The sequence below is a fragment of the Halolactibacillus halophilus genome, from assembly GCF_900115605.1.
Taxonomy (GTDB): Bacteria; Bacillota; Bacilli; order Bacillales; family Amphibacillaceae; genus Halolactibacillus; species Halolactibacillus halophilus.
Window position 1 is genome coordinate 1 of sequence record NZ_FOXC01000021.1, and the last position, 23909, is coordinate 23909.

23 protein-coding genes are annotated in these 23909 nt (G+C 33.7%); 5 read left to right on the forward strand and 18 right to left on the reverse strand.

The genetic code is table 11. The features are described 5' to 3' along the window. Window positions 1-43 precede the first annotated feature (43 nt). Window positions 44-544 (forward strand): hypothetical protein, encoded by a 501-nt coding sequence (locus BM098_RS08220; RefSeq protein ID WP_234987457.1) that lies wholly within the window; start codon window positions 44-46, stop codon window positions 542-544. Then, window positions 541-1284 (forward strand): ATP-binding protein, encoded by a 744-nt coding sequence (locus tag BM098_RS08225; RefSeq protein ID WP_089832268.1) that lies wholly within the window; start codon window positions 541-543, stop codon window positions 1282-1284. The genes BM098_RS08220 and BM098_RS08225 overlap by 4 nt, the downstream gene beginning before the upstream one ends. 730 nt (window positions 1285-2014) lie before the next feature. Here the strand turns inward: BM098_RS08225 and BM098_RS08230 are convergent. From BM098_RS08230 to BM098_RS08245, 4 genes are all read right to left on the reverse strand, one after another. Beyond that, window positions 2015-3781 (reverse strand): KAP family P-loop NTPase fold protein, encoded by a 1767-nt coding sequence (locus BM098_RS08230; protein ID WP_089832270.1) that lies wholly within the window; start codon window positions 3779-3781, stop codon window positions 2015-2017. 355 nt (window positions 3782-4136) lie between these two features. Then, complete coding sequence (locus tag BM098_RS08235) at window positions 4137-4868, reverse strand: plasmid pRiA4b ORF-3 family protein (protein ID WP_089832271.1); 732 nt, start codon at window positions 4866-4868, stop codon at window positions 4137-4139. Window positions 4869-4937: 69 nt separating this feature from the next. Beyond that, window positions 4938-5399 (reverse strand): hypothetical protein, encoded by a 462-nt coding sequence (locus BM098_RS08240; protein ID WP_089832273.1) that lies wholly within the window; start codon window positions 5397-5399, stop codon window positions 4938-4940. 169 nt (window positions 5400-5568) lie between these two features. Next, window positions 5569-6318: a hypothetical protein gene (locus tag BM098_RS08245; RefSeq protein ID WP_089832274.1), complete on the reverse strand. Its 750-nt coding sequence runs from the start codon at window positions 6316-6318 to the stop codon at window positions 5569-5571. A 203-nt stretch (window positions 6319-6521) separates the two neighbouring features. Here BM098_RS08245 and BM098_RS08250 point away from each other — a divergent pair, with 203 nt between their 5' ends. The 3 genes from BM098_RS08250 to BM098_RS13730 all read left to right on the forward strand — a co-directional run bounded on the left by BM098_RS08250 (window position 6522) and on the right by BM098_RS13730 (window position 7963). Further along, the gene (locus BM098_RS08250) at window positions 6522-6947 is read left to right on the forward strand and encodes a hypothetical protein (protein ID WP_089832276.1); all 426 of its coding nucleotides are present in this window, start codon (window positions 6522-6524) and stop codon (window positions 6945-6947) included. Next, entirely contained in the window at window positions 6944-7258 is a 315-nt protein-coding gene (locus BM098_RS08255) for a hypothetical protein (RefSeq protein ID WP_089832278.1), read from the forward strand. The genes BM098_RS08250 and BM098_RS08255 overlap by 4 nt, the downstream gene beginning before the upstream one ends. 393 nt (window positions 7259-7651) lie before the next feature. Next, window positions 7652-7963, forward strand: a complete 312-nt coding sequence (locus tag BM098_RS13730) for a hypothetical protein (RefSeq protein ID WP_234987458.1) — start codon at window positions 7652-7654, stop codon at window positions 7961-7963. Window positions 7964-7976: 13 nt separating this feature from the next. Here BM098_RS13730 and BM098_RS08265 read toward each other — a convergent pair whose 3' ends face one another. The 14 genes from BM098_RS08265 to BM098_RS08335 all read right to left on the reverse strand — a co-directional run bounded on the left by BM098_RS08265 (window position 7977) and on the right by BM098_RS08335 (window position 23816). Beyond that, entirely contained in the window at window positions 7977-8753 is a 777-nt protein-coding gene (locus BM098_RS08265) for a hypothetical protein (protein ID WP_089832282.1), read from the reverse strand. A 534-nt stretch (window positions 8754-9287) separates the two neighbouring features. Beyond that, on the reverse strand, window positions 9288-10739 hold the full coding sequence (locus BM098_RS08275; protein ID WP_089832286.1) for an oligosaccharide flippase family protein: 1452 nt from the start codon (window positions 10737-10739) through the stop codon (window positions 9288-9290). An 11-nt stretch (window positions 10740-10750) separates the two neighbouring features. Next, window positions 10751-11980 carry a glycosyltransferase family 4 protein gene (locus BM098_RS08280; RefSeq protein WP_089832288.1) on the reverse strand — a complete coding sequence of 410 codons (1230 nt, stop codon included), beginning with the start codon at window positions 11978-11980 and terminating at the stop codon, window positions 10751-10753. Continuing rightward, window positions 11977-13260, reverse strand: coding sequence for an O-antigen ligase family protein (locus BM098_RS08285; RefSeq protein ID WP_089832290.1), 1284 nt, complete (start codon window positions 13258-13260; stop codon window positions 11977-11979). Before BM098_RS08285 ends, BM098_RS08280 begins: the two co-directional genes overlap by 4 nt. Before the next feature lie 13 nt (window positions 13261-13273). Further along, entirely contained in the window at window positions 13274-14410 is a 1137-nt protein-coding gene (locus BM098_RS08290) for a glycosyltransferase (protein WP_159430151.1), read from the reverse strand. Between the two features lie 42 nt (window positions 14411-14452). Continuing rightward, window positions 14453-15565, reverse strand: coding sequence for a glycosyltransferase (locus tag BM098_RS08295; RefSeq protein ID WP_089832294.1), 1113 nt, complete (start codon window positions 15563-15565; stop codon window positions 14453-14455). Beyond that, window positions 15558-16700 (reverse strand): DegT/DnrJ/EryC1/StrS family aminotransferase, encoded by a 1143-nt coding sequence (locus BM098_RS08300; RefSeq protein ID WP_089832298.1) that lies wholly within the window; start codon window positions 16698-16700, stop codon window positions 15558-15560. The genes BM098_RS08295 and BM098_RS08300 overlap by 8 nt, the downstream gene beginning before the upstream one ends. Window positions 16701-16718: 18 nt before the next feature. Then, the gene (locus BM098_RS08305) at window positions 16719-17279 is read right to left on the reverse strand and encodes an acyltransferase (protein ID WP_089832300.1); all 561 of its coding nucleotides are present in this window, start codon (window positions 17277-17279) and stop codon (window positions 16719-16721) included. Continuing rightward, complete coding sequence (locus tag BM098_RS08310; protein ID WP_089832303.1) at window positions 17276-18358, reverse strand: Gfo/Idh/MocA family protein; 1083 nt, start codon at window positions 18356-18358, stop codon at window positions 17276-17278. The genes BM098_RS08305 and BM098_RS08310 overlap by 4 nt, the downstream gene beginning before the upstream one ends. A 12-nt stretch (window positions 18359-18370) precedes the next feature. Then, entirely contained in the window at window positions 18371-19678 is a 1308-nt protein-coding gene (locus BM098_RS08315; RefSeq protein WP_234987459.1) for a nucleotide sugar dehydrogenase, read from the reverse strand. Next, complete coding sequence (gene wecB, locus BM098_RS08320; protein WP_089832307.1) at window positions 19671-20777, reverse strand: non-hydrolyzing UDP-N-acetylglucosamine 2-epimerase; 1107 nt, start codon at window positions 20775-20777, stop codon at window positions 19671-19673. The genes BM098_RS08315 and wecB overlap by 8 nt, the downstream gene beginning before the upstream one ends. A 47-nt stretch (window positions 20778-20824) precedes the next feature. Continuing rightward, a complete protein-coding gene (locus BM098_RS08325; protein WP_089832309.1) occupies window positions 20825-21991 on the reverse strand; it encodes a nucleotide sugar dehydrogenase in 1167 nt (388 codons plus the stop codon). A 13-nt stretch (window positions 21992-22004) separates the two neighbouring features. Then, the gene (locus BM098_RS08330; RefSeq protein WP_089832311.1) at window positions 22005-23171 is read right to left on the reverse strand and encodes a glycosyltransferase family 2 protein; all 1167 of its coding nucleotides are present in this window, start codon (window positions 23169-23171) and stop codon (window positions 22005-22007) included. Between the two features lie 24 nt (window positions 23172-23195). Next, on the reverse strand, window positions 23196-23816 hold the full coding sequence (locus BM098_RS08335) for an acetyltransferase (protein ID WP_089832313.1): 621 nt from the start codon (window positions 23814-23816) through the stop codon (window positions 23196-23198). Window positions 23817-23909: the final 93 nt, after the last annotated feature.

The window sequence follows — 23909 nt, forward strand, 5'->3', positions numbered from 1 at the left end:
CGTTATAAAGAGTCATTAATTCATGAGTAGATAGTGATGGCAAGTGGCATACAAAATTAATTGCCGTTTAACGCAATTCCCTATTGCCAAATACAATTACAATCACATGAGGGTTGCCTCACATATCACATTATATGGGAAGTTCGGCCAATTCTCCACCCTTAAAGAGCATATGCCATATAACCATCAAGTTTATATCGAACAAACGCCTGAAGAAGCGATTAAATGGGCGACAGGTGTTGGTGAATATACCCTTCAAGTTATTATGTCAATACTTGACCGTTATGATAAGGAAAAGCAAGCAGTAGATATAATTTTCAACCTTAAGAAACTAGAACGAAGGTATTCTAGATATGAGATTGAACGTGCATGTAGGATCGTTTGTCAGTCGACAAACAATCCTGCAGTTAAAAGTATTTATACGTTGATCCAAGCTAACCGGAAGGAAGATGAACGTGAAGCTACAACACTAAACACTCAAAAAACAGACGCTAATCACGGATTTACTCGTGGAGCCGCCTATTATGGAGGTCGGGATCAATGAATCAACAAAACTATGACAAATTAAAAAGCTTAAAGTTAATGGGTATGGCAGAAGCATATGAAAATATGTCACAAGGGCAACAGTTCGACGAACTGTCATTTGATGAACGCTTAAGTCTAATGGTTGATCATGAAGAATCCCTTCGTAAAACAAACAAGTTAACGCGATTAATATCAGCCGCTCATTTTCCAATGAAAGCTGCCATTGAAGATATTTTATATCAAGAAGATCGTCGACTAGACAAAGCGTTAATTCTTCAATTAGCAACCGGTAATTACCTGACTGATGGACGAAACATTATTTTCAAAGGTCCATCTGGAAATGGAAAGACGTTTTTCGCCACGGCATTTGGTGTACAAGCTTGTAGACAGTTTAACAAAGTAGAGTATAAAAGGTTGCCACACCTAGTGGAAGAGTTCAAATTAGCAAAGTATCAAGCAGATGGAAGTTATTTGAGGCTAATGAAAAAGCTTGTCAAAACAGACTTATTAATACTAGATGAGTGGTTACTGTATCCCTTAGAGAACGAAGAAGCAACGATTATAAATGCGAGGCATGAAGCCCAAAAATCGAACATATATTGTTCACAATTAAATATCAGTGGATGGTATGAGAACTTGGGCAATGGTACAGTAGCTGAAGCCATAATGGAGCGCATCATTCACAACGCTTACGATATTGAATTGGATGGTAAAATGTCTATGAGAGAGAAGTTAAGTTTTAAGCAAACTGAGCGTTAATAATGAGGTAATAAAACAATAGCGATAAAACTAATGGAAATCCCTAAGTTTTATCGCTTCTTTATGTTCTGGTAAATTATCTCGCAAAGAGTGGTACACTTGTCCGCAATAGGTGGTAAAAAACACCCGCAATACCCAAAAAAGTATACACGTTTCAATAACTGTTTATTCGTACATTAAAGACCTCAGCAAGCTCATCCTACAGATGAGAGCCATGTTTATACTCACCACACGATTTTAATAGAAGCAGTATAACTAGTCTTATCAAGTCAGCACTGATAAACCAAATGAATCTAAAAGAGGCAGTAATGGTTTAGATCACGCCAGTATTAATCATCTCTATCAGTAAACAATACCATTGTCCTTCACCATTACTTATAGCTAGAATTACTCCCATGACCTAACCTAGGCTATTCTTTAGAAGTCTGGGTCAGTTCATTAAATCATGTCGTTTTGCTGAAAATAAAACGTTTACACTTAATCAATCCTTAAGGATTTAATTTCGCAGCTTTAAGCTTTATTATGACTCCTTCTGCATAATACCATTAGCCATGCCAATTTATCATACAAACGTTTTTAAGCAGTAAATAATTTGAAATTAGTTATTCTAAGCTCCAGTTAGGTAGCTCTTTTCGCCAGATAAAGTTGGTAGTAAAGTAATCAATGGCTCAGTTTGAGCCATAAAACAAACTAAAACGTTCTGATATTTATGGTGCGCACTGTCTGTCTATTATTTTTCATTGATAATATACGCTAAAATCTTTGTGAAATCTTTATTTTTATTTTCTAACGTGTCATAGGTTTCTTTATTAAAATTGATTCGATTACCTTTTGGTAATTCAAATTTGTAGTCTTCTAAGAAAGCTTCTATATCTTTATGGTCGCTAAGTCTTTTTCCAATAGGTAATTCAATAGAAATACCGTTCTTTTGTAGATGAAGGTCGACGATTAATGTTTTACCCTCTCGTTTAAATGAGATGGATGATCGGCTCCCCTCAGGTGAAGACTTATACTCCGCAATAAAATCTCGATTCAAATCTTTAAAAACTTGCTTTATTTTTTCGAACACTTCCTCTGCATGTTCACGAATGATTTGAGTGTCTTCAATTGAAGGCATATTATTCTTTCGGCAATGTGCTTCAAATAATTCTTCAAAACTACCATATTCATTCCACTGACTTCCCGTTTTTTTCGTTTTATCTTTCGAGGTCCCTAATGATATATTAATAATCTCTGATAACGTTTCATTTTTCAGATGATTCCTGTTTGCAATTTCGATTACTTTATTAAAGAAGGCATCATTCCAGCTTCTACCCGGTAATTTCTCTACATCAGTATCACCAGTCTCTGTTATATATTCATCTTTTATTCTTTTTAGAATATGGCTTACCATCTCTGGATTTTCTTTGTTATCCTTTTCTTCGTTATCCTTGATACTATTAAATATAACTATAAACTGAGAATATATGTCTTTATATGACTGTTCCATACAAATAAAACTAAACAATAAAAGGTTCTCACCTGGGTCAAAATTCTTTATATGTCTATTTAGATTGAAAATATTTAAAACCCGTTTAATCGAGCGAGGATTTTTCCCTACAGACTCTATCAATAGCTTTTCTAAATCTTCTTTTTTATATTGCTCTTTATTTAAGTTTTTATCCGATAAATAATTATCAATAAACTGCCCGAATTTATAATCCTCTATTGGTGCGCCAAACGGTACCTGAATAATTTTATCAAAAAAACTATTGGCTTTTTCTAATTCCTTATGATTATTCATATCAAAATTATACTTATCTGAAATTCCGCGAATGACGACGTCATGATCAATAGCGAGTACAAATACACATTTCTCAACGTCTAAAATCACTTTTATAGTTTCTAGTAGTTCAACCGCTCTTTTTGGTTCAATTCGGTCTAAGTCATCTACATAGATAATGATCCTTTTTATTTCGTCTTTTGTCACCTCATTAATCAATTCTTTAAATTCATTTTTAATTATTTCAATTTGATTAAAGACATCTTCTTTACCACTGGTGAATTTAGACAAATCAATACCGAATTTATTTATAGCAAAACCATTACCGACATCTCTAGCGATGCTCAATAGATTATGTATTCGTTTCTTCATTTTACGTTCTTTAAAACTAAGCTTTCTTTGGTTTCCTTTATAACCTTCATAAATTTGTGAAACCAATCTACTTAAAAAAATAATTGGTAATTGTTCATCATAAGAAAATAATGAGAATTGCCACACATCAAACCATATATTCAATGCCTTTTTAGAATCTGACTTATCATTATTAGCTTTAATCCTTGCTTCCACTTGCCGCATTATTGATGTCTTTCCAGCTCCCCATTCACCTTTGATTGATAAAGTTAATGGTGTTTCACACGCCGTTAAAAAGTCAGTAAGTCCCTTAACATAGCGATCAATTTCTAATTCATCTGTCATTGCTGGTTGATCGGAAAGATGAAACGTTGTATCGGTCATAGTAATAATCCTCCTATTCACTTATTGTTTATTTCACAAGTATAATAGAGATTAAACTAATAGTTAGTCTAAACATCATTCACCAATTCATTTCAAAAGATGAAAATATATACTTGTTTATATTTCAATTGTAACACTATTTTCCATGGTTAGTCAGGAATTTTTTAACTTCTCTAACTTTTTTAAAAAAATTATTATATTCCGCTTTGATCTCGTCATGAAGATGCATCTCTTCGGTTATTCTCTCTTAAAGGTCATCTATTTAGACCGAAAGCATTCCGACTAAAAACCAGTTGAAGTTCATTTAGCATTTCAACTGTCTTGTCCAACAGCTCGATCATTTCTTGTTAAAAGTCTACGTCCGATATTTATCTTCAATAACGTGATAGTGTTGATGATTGATCTTATCCCATTCGGTCTTTTTATAATTAATCGCTTTCAAGCGACCATTGATATGATTTGGATCATATTCGCTAAAAAACATCACATCTGCCCAAGCTTTTATTTCTTTATACTCTGGATGGTCAGGTTGATGATAAATCTCTAAAAAGTCATCAAAGCCATCGATTCCACCAACACCTTCAGGAGGTGCTGTTTCTTTGCCATCTAATAGCGTCGGAAAGCCGAAGTAATAATCATCAACAACATCTTCAAGTCTCACGACAAACCACCAATCATCACCGAAATCATAATTATACCTAATTACTTTATGTTGCTCCAAGTAATCATCGATTTTTAATCCTGACGGCTTTCGTACTTCTACTTTTAATAATTCTAACCGTCGTTCTTCAAAACGTTTTCTGCGAGTAGGTATGTCTTTTAACCTCTCTTCATAAGACTGTTTATTCTTTTTATAATGATGATGTTCAAGGTATCTCACATCATCATTAGTGACAATCTGGTTGTCTTTCACTAAATCAAATGCATACAAGTGATACCCATTACTCGGATAACCACTTTGAAAGTTTGTTACATTTTGAATCACATCATGTAGCCTTTTATACGTCGCACCTGCTGGCATAATGACTTTTCGCCAGATAGATGGATAAGATCCTTCTAGTTCTATCGTGATAATATAAGCTTTCAATATCTTTCATCCCCTTCGGTCAGTCACTAATAGCAATGAACGTTTAATTTACTGATTCATCAACTCGCCCTACTGACGAATAATCTTAACTTGAAGTCTCTTACGTTTACGACATTGATTTTTAAATTCCTTTCTTGCTTCTTTATTTCCTATTAAAGTCAGCGTCGTCGCAAGTGTATCGTTATCGATAGAACGATATAAATCGTTAATTTTTCTCTTAATATAACTCGCAAAGTAAAAGGTAAGTACGTCTCTATCCCCATCAAATGTTTTATTACTTATATACCAATCAACTAGACGCTCAACATGAATCTCATCTGGCATTAGAAAGCCCCCGTCAAGATACTGTGCTGAGCCAATAATGGTGTTGACTGTGTTGGTTGCTGACATAACACAACTTCCACCTAAGTGCTCATAATGTTCTTTACCTTTATATTGAGATGCATAATATTTTACGAGTTTGATTGCTTCGTTCATTTCCGTTTTAATTGTTTGTATATCAGCTAGTGTTAACTTAATCGACTCACTCACTTTATCCCCCCTATTTTATAAGAGAATTACCCTTTTGTTTTCCTATTAGAAAGACGTTGCTAAAAAAACATAAACCAGATGATTGATTTTCCACTATATACGCCATATATACATCATTTAGCTTTCTTAAAGATACTTCTTTCAAGTAACTTACTAAGCGACACTACGACTAATCAATCTTATTATACTGATTAACCAACGTTTCCGGAACAATCATTTGCCACTTCTTGACGTAACTACCACTATCTTTAGCTTGTTTTGAAAAGAACCGACTACTTTCTCCAATTTGTTTTAGGCATGTATTTAGACATAATGGTTGGTTCGTTACTTTTAAATGTCCTATCTCAATAAGAAACCCGCACTTTTGATACAGGATATGTTTGTTTCGTTCAGCTAGCCGTGTTATTAAGTCTTCTGCTTTGAGCGCACGTGCACTTAGGAGCGCTGTCAAAAAAGTGTCTAACGACAACCACTTATCCATGTATTCGATTAGATCTAAAGTAGTATCAAGATAATCGGTATATCGTCTACCTTTTGTTTCAATAAGACGCGCTCTTTTTTGTTCTTGTTTAGGTTTAAATAAAACACCTTCAATTTCGACTGATTTAAAAGCTTTTTCCACACCAATCATAAGGGTGTCTAAATCACACACTGTAATGCCATGGAAACGACAGGCATATAAACCAATGATATAAGCATCATCATTCACACCACAAGCAATGTCCTCGACAGAAGCAATAAGTTTGCCATCATGATTAAGTATGCCATATAAATTAAACGGCAATTTTTGGATTTTCGCTTCCTTTAGCAATCGCTTTAACTGCATGTAAGTTATTCGTTCACTTTTGAGGTAAGCTTTTAAATCTTGCGATTTAAAGAGCGGGTGTTTAGTTAACCAATCAATGAGATGTTGTTCCATTTTCTTCTCTCCTCTCTATCAAGAAAATCATTGCGGTTTGACTCAGATATACATTTTGTTTTTTCAGATTAGACTACCATTTTAGCAAAATTAATTCGTAACCGATGTGATGGATATACAACTTTATTTTTAAGATTTATTTTACGTAATTTCAATATTGTGTTAGTCTAAGTTAAGTTAGCTTTTAGAAGTTGGAGGAGAAGATGGTATACAATAAAGCACTCTATGATAAAATACATAAGTTACTTAAGAAGAAAGTATCGCACCGTGAGGTGGCGAAACAATGTAGTGTCAATAAAAACACAGTAACAGCCCTAATCGATAGAAAAATGGCGACCAATTCAATTTATCCCTCGCGATTAAAATTATCTGCGTACAATCATGATTTAAAACCTATCACAACTCAAATAAGATATTATTTAACAATCAAACGCAGAACCTATGAAAAACATAAGCATATCTCTTTAACGAAACAAGAAATCTATGTACTTATCAAACATGATTTTCCTAACATCTCAAAGCGAAAGTTTGATTATTTACATAAAAGTGAATCAAATAAGCAACGAGAGGGCTATTTAACCTTGCGTTATTCGCCTGGTTACACGGTTCAATTTGATTGGGGAAAATGAAATTAAACCTTCAAGGGGAAAATCGATATATATTATTTGCGGTCTTTACTTTCCCGTATAGCCTTCACCAAGTGTGTTTTATCTCACTGAAAGAAGATAGTCAAAATTTCAGTGACATCTTTTCACGTTTTACTGATAGAGTAGGTGGAACACCTACTGAATTACTCGTTGATAATATGCGCCTAGCTAGAAAGAAACAAACAGATTCATCAAAGGAAAAGCAACTCACGCGACTTTTTAATGAATTAGCGGATTATTATCAATTCAATGTAAGATTTTGTGCAAATCAAGCACCGAATCAAAAAAGCTAGGTAGAAACGGGTGTTAAAGTAGTTCAAAACATTATCAAACAAAGCTATGAGGAAACATTTGACTCACTTGAAAAAATTGAATCCATTATCAATGAGAAACTACATGCAATTAATCAAAAAATACACCCGTCAAAAGCTAACACAAGAAAGCAACTATTCATCGAAGAACAAGCTTTACTCCATTCTTTACCAAACAAATCTTTTACTTTCTTTCATCAAGTTGAACGCATTGTTCATAAAAAGACAGGTGCTGTCACTTTTAAAAAATCAAAATTTTTAGTTCCTAAAAGTGAACAGAGTAAACGTGTCACCATTCGTTATAACCAAAAGCATCTCTATATTATTTCAGACATTGATGAAATCATCGCCAAGTATCATTATCCTCAATATGATGTGACAACAAAGAAGCAACTGAAATTACGAATATGGTATTGTATCGATCGCATTAGATCAAAACGCCGTGGCTTTGAATACAGTGAAGAATATCATTTAATGCCTAAATGGCTTAAACAAGTTTATCATTATGTTTATCAATGTGATCCGATCAGTTTTGCGAATTTTTTAGAGTTAGCGACACACACACCAAAAGATATGTTAAAGAGAGCATTAAACTATCACAAAACAGACATACAAAATATAACAGCTGATCAACTTGAACTCTTTATTTTTGAATTTTCAAATAAATATAGACCGAAGAACCTCTAGTAGGTTCTTTTTCTTATCTGTATTTGTCCCAGGCTGTCCCAGTTTTAATGTGACTTTTTGCGGTCGGGTAATTGAAAAAATACACTTTTCTAATAACATCTAAAAAGTTAAAATTTAGCTTTGGATTCTCAAAACCAAGATTTTCAAATAATGAGGCATTACTATTAACACGCTTCTCAAACTCATCTAATCTTATATAAGCTGACTTTGCCTTGATGACTTTTCGCTCAAAAGCCTCTTGTTCATTCTGACTAGAATGATTTTTAAGATACTCATGATATGAATCACAGAGTTGGGATAACAAATATTCTGCCGCACATCCTAGCATTGTACTGGCTGCAAGTCTATTGTTTCTGATTGCGCACTCACACGCTTCATAAAGATAAGATTTTTCAATTTCATCGAGACCTAATGAAAAAACTTCTGTTATAAATGATTGGTAAACAGAACCTTCCACAATCTCTTTTTCAATTTCCTCTATCTCAATAGTAGTGACCTTTGCCGCTAGCACTGTAATAACAACATCGGTTGCCATATATTCATCGTCATCTTCATATATTTCAAAACTTAAAGTCCTTAAAAGATCAATTTCTTTTTCCAATAAGGTTTTAAATTCTATTGGCGTTTTTATATTTATGTTCATCTTTCGCTGATAACTAACAACACCAGAAAACGACCAGAGCTTGTCATATACAATTCTAGAACGCTTGATGATATTACTGAGTTCCTGCTTACCTTTGATATCAAGATATTTTATTAGTGTATAATGAAAATCTCTTTCTGGCGTCATACTTCACTCTCCTCAAATCAGTATTTAATCAATATTCTGTAAACTCATCTTCTTAAAAAAACGGACATCTCTTCTTCTAAAAGTGCCCGTTCTCTTTCACTGCTAATCATGGCGTCAAACTGCTCAACCAGAATCACTACTGATCATGGTGTCAAACTGATTATGGATATCTGAAAAGTTACCATCACTTCTTATCTGGGATGTTTACCATCACTGCCTATTTAGGATGTTTACCATCACTGCCTATTTAGGATGTTTACCATCACTGCTTATCTCGGTGTCAAAGTAATCATGTATATCAGCCAGATTAAGCTCACCCTGTATATAACCCTTAGTAGAGCTAAGCCTCATTATATAAGATTCCCAAAATTTACTTATGTGGATGGAAAGTTTCTTGGGGAGTTAGGAGGGTTGGGGATTCACTGGATGGGTGGGAGTGGGGAATCAGATAATTGAATAAAATACAGAGATTGCATTAACTTGTCCATTTGTCCATTTGTCCACTTGTCTGTCACTGGCACCTCTCAAATTTAATCATTGGTTCAACACTTTCCAATTAGCAATTATATTTTTTCGTATCAATATCAAATAAACAATTCCCCAGATAGCACCTAATAGAATCGCTTCTAAAATGCTTCCGATTATATAGTCAACATGGATTTGCTCTTTTACAAGTATAAAGAAAACAGCTAGAAATGTATTAATTGCGAGCAACCTACCCAGTTTTGCCCAAGGGAATATACTGGTAAATTTTACATCTATACTTTTTGCTGTTGCAAATAATTGTAGTAATTGAACTAAAAGTATAGATATAAAAGAGGCATAAGCTGGCCCAATAAAACCAAAAATCAAATAAAAAATATAATTCAATATCACATTTATGAGTAGCGATAAAATCGAACTATAAAATATAAATTTTGTTTTTCCGATAGAGTTCAATATCATTCCAAAATATGTAACTCTAAGCAACAAAACTAAACTATATACTCTAAACACAGCTACCCCAGGTAGGTATTTTTCGGAATATAATAATGATATAACTTCTGGCGCAAAAACTATCAATCCAAATGAAACAAAACAAATTATGATGAATGAAATTTCAATAGAGTTTCCCCAAATATTTACAGCGTCATCATATTCTTTGTCTCTCAATAATCTTACTAATCTCGGCATCAAAACTGCTGTTAATGCACTAGCTATTATTGTAACTGGCATTTCTCTTGCAGCATTGGTATATATTGCTATGTCTTCTGTTGAAAAGAATCTACCTATTACCAATTTATCTAATTCTACACTTAATCTTCCAACAACGGAAGCTAAACCTAGAGGAAGAGAAAACTTTAGTATATTCCTAGTATCTTTTAAATCAAAATTAAAGCGTAATTTTCCTGCAGTACTATAGACAATAAAATATACAACAATTGCAAATAATGACTCTAGGACAATAAACATAATCATGTAGTAACTAAACGACAAGTCAAATAGTTCTACTAGAAATATGGTTAATAGAATTGCGATACTATTCAATACTCTGAATAACATTACAGAATTAGGTTTGCCATAAACAATTAATACATGATCAATGCTCGAAAGTATTATCTTAGTCCATGGAAAAATTGCTAAAATATATATAAACTTCTCGATTAAAGGATTACTAAAATAAGATACTATTAATGGTGTTGATAAGACTAGAACCAGCCCTGTTAGAAATCCTAATAGAGTTGATAAAGTATAGTATATTGATAAAAATTTTTGTCTGCTCTCTTTTGTTTCAGCTCTTGCTAAGAAGAAATTAATACTATTCGGAAGTCCCATCATAATAACAGTTGTTATTAAGTTAATCACCAATAATAATTGTGAATAAGTGCCGTACTCCTCTAAGGTTCTAAATCGGGATAATAACATTGCTGCCAACATCGAAAGAACCATAGTTATTATTTTTGATGTTGTTAATTTTAGTGCATCACTGGCGATTGTCTGTTTCAATGCATTCTCTCCTAATCGTTATTAACTCCATAATATTCTTGATGTAGTTTATTAACTATGTTCAATTCAGCTTCCATTCTTTCATCCCAACTCCAAAATTCTCTTTCAGCATATGCCTTAGCATTTTCACCTAATGTTTTCGCATAATTTTGGTCTTCTAATATTTTTATTATCTCTGTAGGAAGTAAATCAAGATTATTAACATCTAAAAGTACCCCATTTTGATTATTCATAATTAAGGAACTTGTGTCTCCAACATTCAGTGTTATTATGGGTTTTCCGCAAGACATAGCCTCCAATAACGGATTTCCCACATTACTTAAATCATATAATGACAAGAAAATATCAGCAATTTCCATATAATCTTTTATTTCTGATTGCTCAACAGCCCCAATAAAACAAACATTGTCAGTAACACTTAGTTTTTTAGCTAATTTCATTAGATTTTCCTTTTCATCACCGTCTCCAACAATAACTAGCTTAATATTACGATCGATATCAACAAGTTTTTCCATTGCATTAATGGATCTATCTAATCTTTTCCAAGAAGCTAATCTCGATACAGTTAATAAAACCTTATCATTTTCTCTAATATCACATTTCTTCCTTATTTCACTTATATTATCTATATTTACTTCATTGCTTCTATTTATATCCACACCATTTCTCCAGAACTTAATAGTATTTGATTGGTTGCCCAACCTTTTTAACACCTTATCTCCGTGTGTTCCATCATCAGTCATAATAGTGATATCAGCATTGGTACTCAATGCATTAAAATGCGGATATTTTTTTAATCTATTTATACAATTATCTTTGATAGGATGGAGTACCGTACCTTGAAATCTTGTAACTAATGGTAACCCAAATTTATTAGCCAACTTTTTTGCTGCTCTCGCACCATGTACTTCATATGCATATACACAACTATTTCCTTGCGATTCTTCAATTATATTTTTTGCTATTTTGTATAAAATGTAGTTCCCATGCAAAGAATGTAATATCCTTCCCAAAAAGCTTATCTTTTTGACTTTAGTTAATGGGAAAAAAAATGGTTTGAAATTATAGTTTACAACACCATTGATTTCGGGAGTTTCTCCAATTTTATAATTCGGATTAACTAGTATAACATCCCATCCGTCCTTTGCATAAGCATCTATTGTTTTAAAAAAAGATTGTGCACCTTTTCCTTTTTCCATTGACCACAAATTCAAATAAGTAAGAAATATTATTTGCTTCAATATTCTTCTCCTTCCTGCTGCCTTATAATCTTGTTTTCACTAAATTTTGGAATTCCTTGAAATGCAATGGCTATAGCCCAGAAAACCCATAACCACTCACTACTAATATTGGAACTTGAACTAACTGAACCTACAATATAACCCACCATTGATGACATTATCGCTAATGAAATTGTAATCTCAATTTTATTTGATGATTTTTTATATTTTCTATACATAGAATTAAACAACCTAATATAAAACCACATATACATTATAAATATTATGATTCCGTATCCAACTAGTATTTCGAACCACCAATTGTGAATATTTAAAATATCACCAACGAAATATTTGCTATAATTGGCCATCCATATTTCAATATTCCCTGCACCAGTTCCAAATCCGAAAGTGGATAATAAGAAAATCATACCATTCTTTATTAAATTAATTCTAGTTGCATCTGAACCAATCTGTGCAGCAAATCTAAAGGTTAAGTTTTCGTCAATTAACGAGTAAAAACTTACTATATATTCAGGTTTAATTACTAAAATGAAAAAAGCTAACCCTAAAACAAATAATAATCCGCGTCTAACTCGTTTATTCTTTAAGGCGAGAAAAACGAATGCTGACAAAGCCATTATAAAGCCTAAGATGTTCGCTCTAGATCCAGTCATTACTAAAAGGTAGCTTGAAGACAAAATAAACCCGATATTTAATATTTTATAACTCAATTTTTTTGAATTATAAACACAAACATATAGAATAAATACTGAAAACAACATAAATGTCGCAAAGTTATTAGTGTTACTAAACATCGAAACTGGCAATTTGTAATTCACATACTTTTGAATACTATCATTTAGGAATATGTAATTTCCTGTAGTTATTTCATACCAACCCATGATGTTGTGAAAATAGATCATAATTGATAAAAACTTAAATGTTTTAAGTATATCGTAATTTGACTTTAAATATCTAGAAAAAATTACTACAGCTAAAAATCCCAATACTAAGAAATAAACTGATCTTAACCATCCGCTATAGTCTTTAACCCATGCTAGTGTCATAATTGCATAAGCTACCCATATAAACATAAAAATTATCGAATAACTATTTTCTTTTTTTCTAAACACAACTATTGGTTTATAGTTCAATAATACTTCAAGCAACATATAAATTGTTAGTAGTATTACAAACCCTCTAAAAATCGAAAGTTGAACTCCAGCAAGTTCTATAGACAGAATACTTGCACCAATCGATGAAGTTAATGCTATCATATACACAATTTTTTTAGCCATCACAATTTCATCCTTATCTATTACTAGTGATCTCTTTATATATCACATTTAGCTGTTCTGATATAACATTAGGACTATACCTAATTTTTACACTATCTGATATTCTCTTTCTATTAAAACTTTTGATATGTTCTTTCATAAAAATTAAGCTAGTTGTTAAATCATAGACATTATCTACTTCAACAAGGACGCCATTTTCTCTATTAATAAAATCTTCAGGACCTCCACACTTTGTTGCAATCACTGGAAGCCCCATAGACATCGCTTCAATATAAACTACTCCAAATGTTTCTAACTTTGATGCTAGAACAAAACAGTGACTTTCTTGCATCTTCTTCGCAATTATTTTTCTATCTTTTAACCCCATTAAAATAACTCGTTTTCTCAAATTTAATTTATTAATTAAATCTTCAAGATTCTTTCTTTCTGATCCTTCTCCATAAATGAACAGATTTACATTGACTTCGTCTTTAAATGCATCATTGAAAGCATTAATTAATAAATCCATTCTTTTGTTTTTTGACAAACTTCCCACTGAAATAAAATTAAATTTGATCTTATTCTTTTTCTTGATCTCGTAGTTGAATTTGCTTAGATCGACTATGTTTGGAACAACCGCGGGCTCAATCCCAAATTTTTTCATGATATTGTTTTTTAAGTACTCACTTACTACTATTATTTTAGTCATATTCTCATAAGTAAAACTTCCTAATTTGTGATAATAATTGGACAGTTCCACTTGATTCATGCCTGAATAATGCTCTGTGTGTACTAGAGGGATCCCCTTCTCTCTGAACACTTTTGCAGTAGTATAACCAATACCAATGAAATGCGAGTGGATTACATCTGGTTTCCCGTGCTTCTTAACTACTCTTGAATATATTTTACTAAGAGCTATTTTTCTAAACTTATTAAGGATAAACTTTGGTACTCGGCCACAAGGAATATTAAGAGCTTCAACATGCACTCCATCTTTTACAAAATTTACATATCCCCACCGTCTCCATCTTCTCAAAGATCGCACATCAACTGCAGCCAAAATAACCTCGTGACCACTTGAAGCAAGCGCTTTAGCCTGATCGAATTCAAATATTCCATTTATATTATATTTTTCAGAAGGATATCCTCTAGCTACAATTAATACTCTCATAGTTCCCTCCATCATTTTATTTGTTAATTAACTTATAAATACTCAATAAATTGCTCTCCTGGGTCTTCCGGAATATATATAATCTAAATTATTTACAACATCTTCCCATGTAAATTTTTGTGCTAAGTTTTCAATACTCTTTACTTTTTGTTTGATAATCTCAGGATTCATTGCAATTTTTTCTATTAAACATCTTATATTATCAATATTGTCTCCTTCAACTACAAAACCAATATCTTCCTGGATTACAATCTTCTCTAGTACAGAACCTTTACTTACTATGATAGGTGTTTTTGTAACGATTGATTCATAAAATTTTACAGGATAAGAGTTCATATGTTGTTCGTTTTTATTAGAATAAACAGCATAAATTAAATCGGCTTCAGAATAATAATCTGGTAATTTACTAATGTCATAGGCACCTGTAATCTTAACATTATTATATTTGCTTGTTAATTCTATTAATTTTTTATGCGCAACCCCGCCACCATGAATTGAAATTTTAACTTTTTTTATCTGTTTACATGCTTCAAACAGATTTACAAATTCTTCAAATTGTCTGACGGAACCTATATATGAAACCCTAATATTTTCTGAATGTTTTTTATCAATATTGCCCAAAACTCTTTTCTCTGGATAATTAGGTAAGTAAATCATTTTATTTGCGCAATTTGATATTTTTTTTTGGATTTCATTTACATAAATTATATAATCTGATTTCATTTGAAAATGATTTACAATAAATCGAATTAAATACTTAATTCTTCTTTTACTTCCTTGCGATTCATAGATTTCATGCATATCAAAAATTAGTTTTGAACTACTACTCTTTATATATGCACCAACTACCACTCCATCTAAATCATGGCAATGAATATAGTTATAATCGCTATGCTTCAAATAGTTTTTGACTTCTAGAATAAACTCTATATATGATTTTAACTGTCTTATCCCTGATCCATATTTCGATAAAGGGAAGAATCTTTCCACTGATATTCCATCTATCTTCTCACTCTTACGATGAACAAAATCATTTTCTCGATCCCAGCATAATACCTCTACTTGATATCCTTTATTTTGTAGGTACAATGCTTCTTTATGAACCCTAATATCTGGATCATATCTATTTGTAACAATCATTACAACTTTATTCATTTTTTATCACCTTTAGTGTTTTGCACAATACTCTACATACTTTATTTGCTTCTTCTTCACTCAAATACGGATGCATCGGCAAAGAAAGAACTGTATCACAAAGCTCATTAGTCACTTCAAAGTTATTATCACCGTAATCAAACTCCGCAAAGGCACTTTGCTTATGCATCGGCTTTGTATAGTAGATCATACTTGGAACGCCTTCTTCTTTTAATTTAGCTTGTAAAGCATCTCTTTCCTCTTTGTTCTTTAACTTAATAGTATACTGCGCAAAACTTGATACATATCCTTCTGGAATAATTGGTGTTTCTACAACCCCTTTAAGTTTCTCAGTATATAATTTATAAACTCTATTTACATCTTCTAGTTCATGTTCAATAAAGGCTGTCAGCTTAACGTTAAGTACAGCGGCTTGAATTGAATCAAGTCTAGAATTAATACCTATTCTCACGTTGTCATACTTATTGTCCCCTTTACCATGAACCTTCAATGAATTAAGAAGTTCTGCTAACGCATCATCATTTGTAAAAATTGCACCGCCATCACCGTAACATCCTAATGGTTTTGCTGGGAAGAAAGATGTTGTTGCTGCATCACCAAAACTACAAGTTTTCTTACCATTAATGCTACCACCAAAACCTTGAGCTGCATCTTCCAACACTCTCAAGTTATACTTCTTAGCAATTTTCTCAATTTCCATATGATCAGCAGGTAAACCAAATAAGTCCACCGGAATAATAACCTTTGGAGTAAGCTTACCTTCATCTAGCACCTTATTTATTGCTTTTTCAAGTTTAGTAGTATCAGTATTAAACGTATCCCTATCAACATCTACAAATATTGGTGTAGCTCCTCTCAATGAAACAATCTCTCCTGTTGAGAAGAACGTAAAATCAGGAACAAAAACAGCATCTCCTTCTTTTATATCCCATGCCATCATGAGGAGAGTCATGGCTTCAGTTCCATTAGCACAGGTAATACAATGTTTCACACCTACATATTCAGCCAGTCTTTGCTCTAGCACGTTCACTTCTTTGCCACCAATAAAATTAGTGTTATTTATAACTTCCTGGATTGCTGAATCAATCTCTTTTTTATATTTATTATACTGAGCTTTTAAGTCTCTAAATTCCATAGTCAACACTCCCCTCAATTACTTTTCTTTCAAATCGTTATTTTCTAATGTGTACTCTCTTTCACACTCGCTACACTTCAAATTGTCTTTTAGAGGTACTCCACATTCACAAACCCATCCTATTTGTTTTGCCGGAACACCTGCCATTAGTGTATAGGCTGGAACATCTTTTGTCACTACCGCTCCTGAAGCAATCATTGCCCATTCACCGATGGTGTTGCCGCATACAATAGTTGCATTCGCACCTATAGAGGCTCCATACTTAACTAAAGTTCTCTTATAACCAGCTGGGCCTTTGGGATATTTGCTTCTTGGTGTTAGATCATTAGTAAAAACCATAGAAGGACCACAAAACACATAATCCTCAAGTTCAACACCCTCATAAACGGACACATTGTTTTGGATCTTAACACCATTACCAATTTTTACGTTATTCGATACATTTACGTTTTGACCTAAAGAACACTTCTCACCAATCTGAGCACCTTTGTGGACATGGCAGAAATGCCATATTTTTGTACCCTCACCTATAGATACATCAGCATCTACATAACTGCTTTCATGGACGAAGTAGCTCATCGGTCGAACCTTCCTTTAAAATCTAATGTGCTGCATTTATTAAGTGGAAGTTTTACACTCTTTCCTTCCGCTGCTGACTTGTAAATAGCAAGTACTATCTCAAGTGCGTTTCTTCCATCGACAGCTGTCACATATGGCTGTCTATCGTTCTCAATTGCGTCAATTACATCTGCATAGAGTGGATTGTGACCAAATCCATAAACATTCGGTGGGTTCTCATGGTATTTCTCTTTTACTTCTTCTGGATCATCTAGATTATCTGCAAACTGCCATTCCTCAATTAGATTTACAGACTTTCCGCCCGCTTTAACCGTTCCTTTTTCTCCAAAGATGTATAAAGTTTCTTCAAAATTTTTAGGATAAATATTTGTAGTACCTTCAATAAGGCCATAGCTTCCATTAGCAAACTTAACTAATGCCATCCCTAAATCTTCTGCATCAATGAATCCATGGATTAGATTATCTGTCATACCTACAACTTCAGTGATTTCATCACCCATCATCCATCTCAATAGATCTATATTATGGATGCACTGATTCATTAAAGCACCGCCATCTTGTTCCCAGGTACCTCGCCAAGGTGCTTGAGTATAATAATCTTCTCCCCTGTTCCATCTGATGTGGGCTGTTCCATGCATCAGTCTACCAAATCGATCAGCTTCAACAGCTTCTCTAATCTTTTGTACAGACTTATTGAACCTATTCTGATGACATGCACTGACCTTTATATTCCTTTCATTGGCCTTCTCTATTATTTGATCTGCTTCTTCTAAAGAAAGTGCTATCGGTTTTTCAATGATAAGATTTGCGCCAGCATCAATACATTCCAGAGCAATCTGACCATGCCTACCACTTTCAGTGCATATGGCCACAAGTTCTGGTTTTTCAGTTTGAAGCATTTCCTTATAATCAACATATTTCTTTGTTTCACTTGGTAGTTTGAAATCCTGAATGGTTTTATCAATTTTTGATTCTTCAACATCACATAAAGCTATAATATCCAAATTGTTTTCAATTGCAGCTGCTATATGATTTGGTGAAATTCTTCCACATCCGATAATCGCATATTTTAAACTCAAAGTAAGTCCCCCTTAAAGTAACTCGATATTTTCACGTAATTCTATTTGTTTCATTGCATTCTTTGTATCAAAGATCGCCTTAGCATATTTCTGAACAAAATTATAATCAACATTTGTGTGGGCAGTGGTTACAATAACAAGGTCCGCACTTTCTATAAGTTCCGCAGTAAGTTCAGACTCACCTTTCTTAACTACACCATGTTCACGGTATTCAGAGACAAATGGATCATAATAAACAACTTCCGCACCCTCTTTTTCAAGCTCTTCTATTACTCGAAGAGCAGGACTTTCTCTATAATCATCAATATCTTGCTTATATGCAACACCAAGAATTAAGATTCTAGCACCATTCATAGCTTTCTTAAATCTATTAAGAATCTTGCTTGATCTCTCAGCGCAGTATTCTGGCATTCTATCGTTTACCATCATTGAAGACTCAATCATAGATGTGTGGAATCCATACTCTCTAGCCTTCCATGATAAATAATAAGGATCTAACGGAATGCAGTGTCCACCAAGACCAGGTCCTGGATAGAAAGCTTGGAACCCGTATGGTTTTGACTTAGCTGCATCCACAACTTCCCAGAAGTTAATGCCCATCTTATTACTAAGGATAGCCAACTCATTAACAAGGCCAATATTTACATTCCTATATGTGTTTTCTAGAATTTTTTCCATTTCCGCTACTGCAGGCGATGATACTCTATGAATAGGCGCCTCAAGGATTGCTTCATACATTGCTGCAGCAACATCTGTACATTCAGGCGTGATTCCTCCTACTACTTTTGGGGTATTCTTAGTTTTATAAATAAGGTTACCTGGATCTACTCTTTCAGGTGAAAAAGCAAGATGGAAGTCCACTCCACATTTCAACCCTGATTTTTCAAGAATAGGTTTCAATAACTCTTCTGTAGTTCCAGGATATGTAGTTGATTCAAGAACAATTAACATATCCTTATGCATGTATGGCACAATACTCTCGGCAGATGCTTTAACATAGCTGATATCTGGTTGCTGATATGTATCAAGTGGCGTAGGCACTGCAATACAAACACACTCAGCAGATGCTACTTGAGCAAAATCCGTTGTAGCAGATAATAGTCCAGACTTAACGATTTCTTCTAGATCTTCATTAACAACATCACCGATATAATTCTTACCTGCATTGACCATTTCAACTTTCGATTCTTGAACGTCAAATCCTATGGTCTTAAATCCCGCTTTAGCTTTTTCTACTGCTAAAGGAAGTCCTACATAGCCTAATCCTACTACACCAAGAGTTGCCGTCTTGTCTATTAACTTCTTTTTGATACTATTCATTGATTTTCCCTCCATTGACTATTGCCTCACATATTTTTAATGCAGCATTACCTTCACCGAAAGACTTAGGCTGTGGATGCTGTAAACATGTTAATTCACGTTGCACCTTGCTTTTAATCTCTTTGACATCTATCTTGCTTAAGACATTCCATGAATTTTCCAATGTTTCAACCCATTCAGTTTGATCCCTTAGTGTTGTGCATGGAGTCTTAAGAAAATATGCTTCTTTCTGTAAGCCTCCCGAATCAGTTACTACCATATAAGCATTTGAAGTTAAATAGAGCATTAATAAGTAACCAACTGGTTTGATGACTATTATATTCTTCATACCAACTTCGAGATTCTCTATTAATTTTTTAGTTCTAGGATGAAGTGGTAATAACACAGGCTTGTCCAACTCACTAAATGCTTTGAAAATATTTGAAAGTTTTTCTGGATTGTCAGTATTTTCAGCTCTATGAATGGTCGCTAAGTAATATTCATTTTCACTAATTTTGCTTATTTCACCATTTTCTCTGACTATTTCATCGAACCATAATCCCTTAGAGTATTTTTCATTTGCTATATCAATATTTCTAAGTACAGTATCATACATAATATCTCCAGTATTTACTACCCCAGCTGTAATTCCTTCTTTTTTAAGATTATCTACTGCAGTTTGAGTAGGGCATAACAGCATATCAGAAATATGATCTGTCAGAATTCTATTCTGCTCTTCTGGCATTAATTTGTTATAGCTACGGAGCCCAGCTTCTACATGATAAACTGGGATGTGAAGCTTGCTTGCTGCTAAAGCTCCAGCAAGCGTTGAATTGGTATCTCCATAAACTAGAAGCCCATCCGGCTTTTCTTTAAGTATTATTTCTTCGATACCTTCTAGCATGCTTGCAGTTTGTTTTCCGTGGCTACCAGATCCAACTCCTAAGTTGTAATCTGGTTTAGGAATTCCTAATTCATCAAAGAATATATCTGACATATTTGCATCATAATGTTGTCCTGTATGAATTAGAACTTCTTCGTTGTTTTTTCTATATTCTTCAGAAAATGGTGCAGCCTTAATAAATTGTGGCCTTGCGCCAATTATTGTTAATAATTTCATGCTACTCAATCCTTTCTTAAACTATCCAAGTTAAATCAGTCAGTCTCTTAATCTCTACTAAATAAATCTCTCGTATAAACCTTATCCACCACATCTTTAATCTCATCAGATAGTCTGTTAGCAACGATGACATCCGAAATCTGTTTGAACTCTTCAAAATCTTTAATGACTCTTGAATGGTAGAACTCATCCTCTTTAAGAGCTGGCTCAAATACCACAACCTCAATACCCTTTGCCTTAATTCGTTTCATAATTCCTTGAATTGCTGATTGCCTAAAGTTGTCTGAGTCCATTTTCATCGTTAGTCTATAGATGCCTACAATTTTAGGATTTCTCTTAATAATCATCTCTGCAATATGGTCTTTTCTTGTACGGTTTGCATCTACTACCGCCCCCATTATGTTTTGGGGGACATCCTGGTAGTTGGCTAATAACTGCTTTGTATCCTTGGGTAGGCAATATCCACCATAACCAAATGAAGGATTATTATAGTGAGACCCTATCCGTGGATCCAGTCCTACACCTTCAATGATTTGTTTAGTATCAAGACCTCTTATCTCAGCATAGGAGTCAAGTTCATTGAAGTAAGCAACTCTTAATGCAAGATAAGTGTTAGCAAAAAGCTTAATTGCTTCTGCTTCAGTAGGATTTGCATAAAGAATTGGAATGTCCTTCTTGATTGCACCGTACGCTAATAGTTCAGCGAACACCTTAGCTCTTTCAGATTGCTCTCCAACAACAATTCTTGATGGGTAAAGATTATCATATAGTGCTTTTCCTTCTCTCAAGAACTCTGGACTGAAGATTACATTTTGTGTATCAAATTTCTCTTTAATAGACTCAGTATATCCAACTGGCACTGTCGATTTTATCACCATTACTGCATCGGGATTGATGGACAATACGTTAGCAATAACAGCCTCAACAGTTCTCGTATTAAAGTAATTTTTCTCTGGATCATAATTAGTAGGTGTTGAAATTATGACATAATCAGCTTCTCTATAAGCTTCATAATTGTCCGTCGTTGCTCGTAAATTAAGATCTCTTGTAGCAAGATATTCTTCAATCTCTGGATCGATAATTGGAGATTTTTTATTATTAATCATATCAACTTTTTCTTTTATAATGTCTAAGGCGATTACTTCATTGTGTTGTGCTAAAAGAACTGCATTAGATAATCCTACATAGCCTGTTCCGGCGATAGTTATTTTCATTCTTTCATCCCCCCTACCTTGTACTCTCAGCTTTTTCCCAAAACGGTCTAGCTTTACCCGTTATTATTCGATAAACGCCAACCCACTGAGCAATTATTGTAACTGTATAATAGTAAATCAAAGTTAGATATTTATTTTGTGATTTTGTAACTGCACGTAACAATGCTAATAGATAAAATATAGTTTGTCCTAAAAATGCAACTGAATATATCCACGATTCCCTAATCAGTAGAGCGCTTGATACGAAAAGCAAAAGATGTGATATCCAAAGTAAATATCTGCAAGTTCTGTGACCAAAATAAAAGTAAGAAAACCAGCCATACTTGAACACATTCAGAATCCTGATGTCAGGTAAAATGTGCTTAAGAATAATCCGGTTCATTCTTACTTTTCGACCGAATTCATCTTCTATGACTTCCCCAGCTTTTTCATAAGCGATTGCATCATGATTTGCTATTGCTCTTTTACCTTCAAGTGCATACAATGGAGGCATTGCACTATCGTGGCATTGAATAGGATTGAAGTCATAATAACCTTTTGTCCTGCATGCATATAAGGCCCCATTACCAGCGGTAATAGTTTGTATTCTTCCTTCAATTTCTCTTGCTGCTAAATCACTATCCCAGTAACTTGCCTCAGCATTACTTACATCACTAGCTTCCTGATTCACAATAGAAAGTCGTCCAGAAACATATGCAATATCATCCGATGTAAATGCAGCCATCAACTCTTTAACTGCATTCTTATCCATCATTGAATTTGCATCTGTCATCACAAGATACTCTGTCGCTACTGTTTTTTGCGCTTCATTCTGTGCATTAGTTTTTCCCATACGTGCTTTAACTTCGTAAAGCCTTATGTTATATTCAGAATGATCAGCAATAAATTTCTTAACTATTTCATTCGTTCTATCAGTGCTATTATCTGATGATATTAAAAACTCGATTTTCTCTTTGGGGTAATCTAGTTCAATGATATTTTGGAGTTTATCAAGAATTACTTTTTCTTCATTATGTGCTACAACCATAACTGTAACCGTTGGCTGATGGTTGTAGTCCTTCTTTAGTTTTCTAGACTTATAGATCTTACCAATTATCTTTAAAGATACTGGATAGCCTACCATGCCCCAAACTATAATAAATGCGCTTATGTAAAAAAGTATTTTAAATAGTAATTCCATTTTATATTCTCCAATCAATAGTTTTTAATCTATCTTCTTAACCGGAACCCCAACATACGTTCCAGGCTCAGTAATATCCTTAACCACCACAGCCCCTGCACCTACTTTGCAACCACTGCAGATGCTTACGTTATTGCTTACAACACTTCCTATTCCTAGCCAACTTCCCTTGCCAACTCTTACACTTCCTGCAACTCTAACCCCAGGGGATATGTGAACATAATCTTCAATAACATTGTCATGATCTAGGCTAGAACTTGTGTTGATGATACAACCATTACCAATTCTAGAAGAGCTGTTAATAACAACCCCAGCCATCATCGCTGTCCCAATACCGATCTCAACGTCCGTACCAATAACTGCACTGGGATGAATCAAACTAACTACTCTTAACCCTTCATCTATCAATTTCTCTTGAATCTTCTCCCTTGTAGCATTGTTACCAATAGCAACAAAGAAATCAGCTTCATATTTATATGTAAAAACATCAGTAGTCTTACCGATGACTTCTAACCCCATAGATGCCTTAATAGACTCGTCATCATCGAGGAATGCGATGCTTTGCCACTTATTCATTTTTATTGCGATGTCAGCAACAACCTTACCGTGTCCACTGGCACCAATAATAATCAATTTGTCTTTCATGAACAGTACATTCCTCTCTGAAATAGTGATTTATACTTATGATCAATTAGCTTTTCTGAAGTAATAAATGTATGATTGCGGTAACCTCTAAAG

Bases quoted from the DNA above. Each gene is read 5' to 3' on its own strand.
- BM098_RS08225 (WP_089832268.1), top strand. From the start codon at position 541: ATGAATCAACAAAACTATGACAAATTAAAAAGCTTAAAGTTAATGGGT.
- BM098_RS08230 (WP_089832270.1), bottom strand. From the start codon at position 3,781: ATGACCGATACAACGTTTCATCTTTCCGATCAACCAGCAATGACAGAT.
- BM098_RS08245 (WP_089832274.1), bottom strand. From the start codon at position 6,318: ATGGAACAACATCTCATTGATTGGTTAACTAAACACCCGCTCTTTAAA.
- BM098_RS08250 (WP_089832276.1), top strand. From the start codon at position 6,522: ATGGTATACAATAAAGCACTCTATGATAAAATACATAAGTTACTTAAG.
- BM098_RS08255 (WP_089832278.1), top strand. From the start codon at position 6,944: ATGAAATTAAACCTTCAAGGGGAAAATCGATATATATTATTTGCGGTC.
- BM098_RS08265 (WP_089832282.1), bottom strand. From the start codon at position 8,753: ATGACGCCAGAAAGAGATTTTCATTATACACTAATAAAATATCTTGAT.
- BM098_RS08285 (WP_089832290.1), bottom strand. From the start codon at position 13,260: ATGGCTAAAAAAATTGTGTATATGATAGCATTAACTTCATCGATTGGT.
- BM098_RS08290 (WP_159430151.1), bottom strand. From the start codon at position 14,410: ATGAGAGTATTAATTGTAGCTAGAGGATATCCTTCTGAAAAATATAAT.
- BM098_RS08295 (WP_089832294.1), bottom strand. From the start codon at position 15,565: ATGAATAAAGTTGTAATGATTGTTACAAATAGATATGATCCAGATATT.
- BM098_RS08300 (WP_089832298.1), bottom strand. From the start codon at position 16,700: ATGGAATTTAGAGACTTAAAAGCTCAGTATAATAAATATAAAAAAGAG.
- BM098_RS08305 (WP_089832300.1), bottom strand. From the start codon at position 17,279: ATGAGCTACTTCGTCCATGAAAGCAGTTATGTAGATGCTGATGTATCT.
- BM098_RS08315 (WP_234987459.1), bottom strand. From the start codon at position 19,678: ATGAATAGTATCAAAAAGAAGTTAATAGACAAGACGGCAACTCTTGGT.
- wecB (WP_089832307.1), bottom strand. From the start codon at position 20,777: ATGAAATTATTAACAATAATTGGCGCAAGGCCACAATTTATTAAGGCT.
- BM098_RS08325 (WP_089832309.1), bottom strand. From the start codon at position 21,991: ATGAAAATAACTATCGCCGGAACAGGCTATGTAGGATTATCTAATGCA.
- BM098_RS08330 (WP_089832311.1), bottom strand. From the start codon at position 23,171: ATGGAATTACTATTTAAAATACTTTTTTACATAAGCGCATTTATTATA.
- BM098_RS08335 (WP_089832313.1), bottom strand. From the start codon at position 23,816: ATGAAAGACAAATTGATTATTATTGGTGCCAGTGGACACGGTAAGGTT.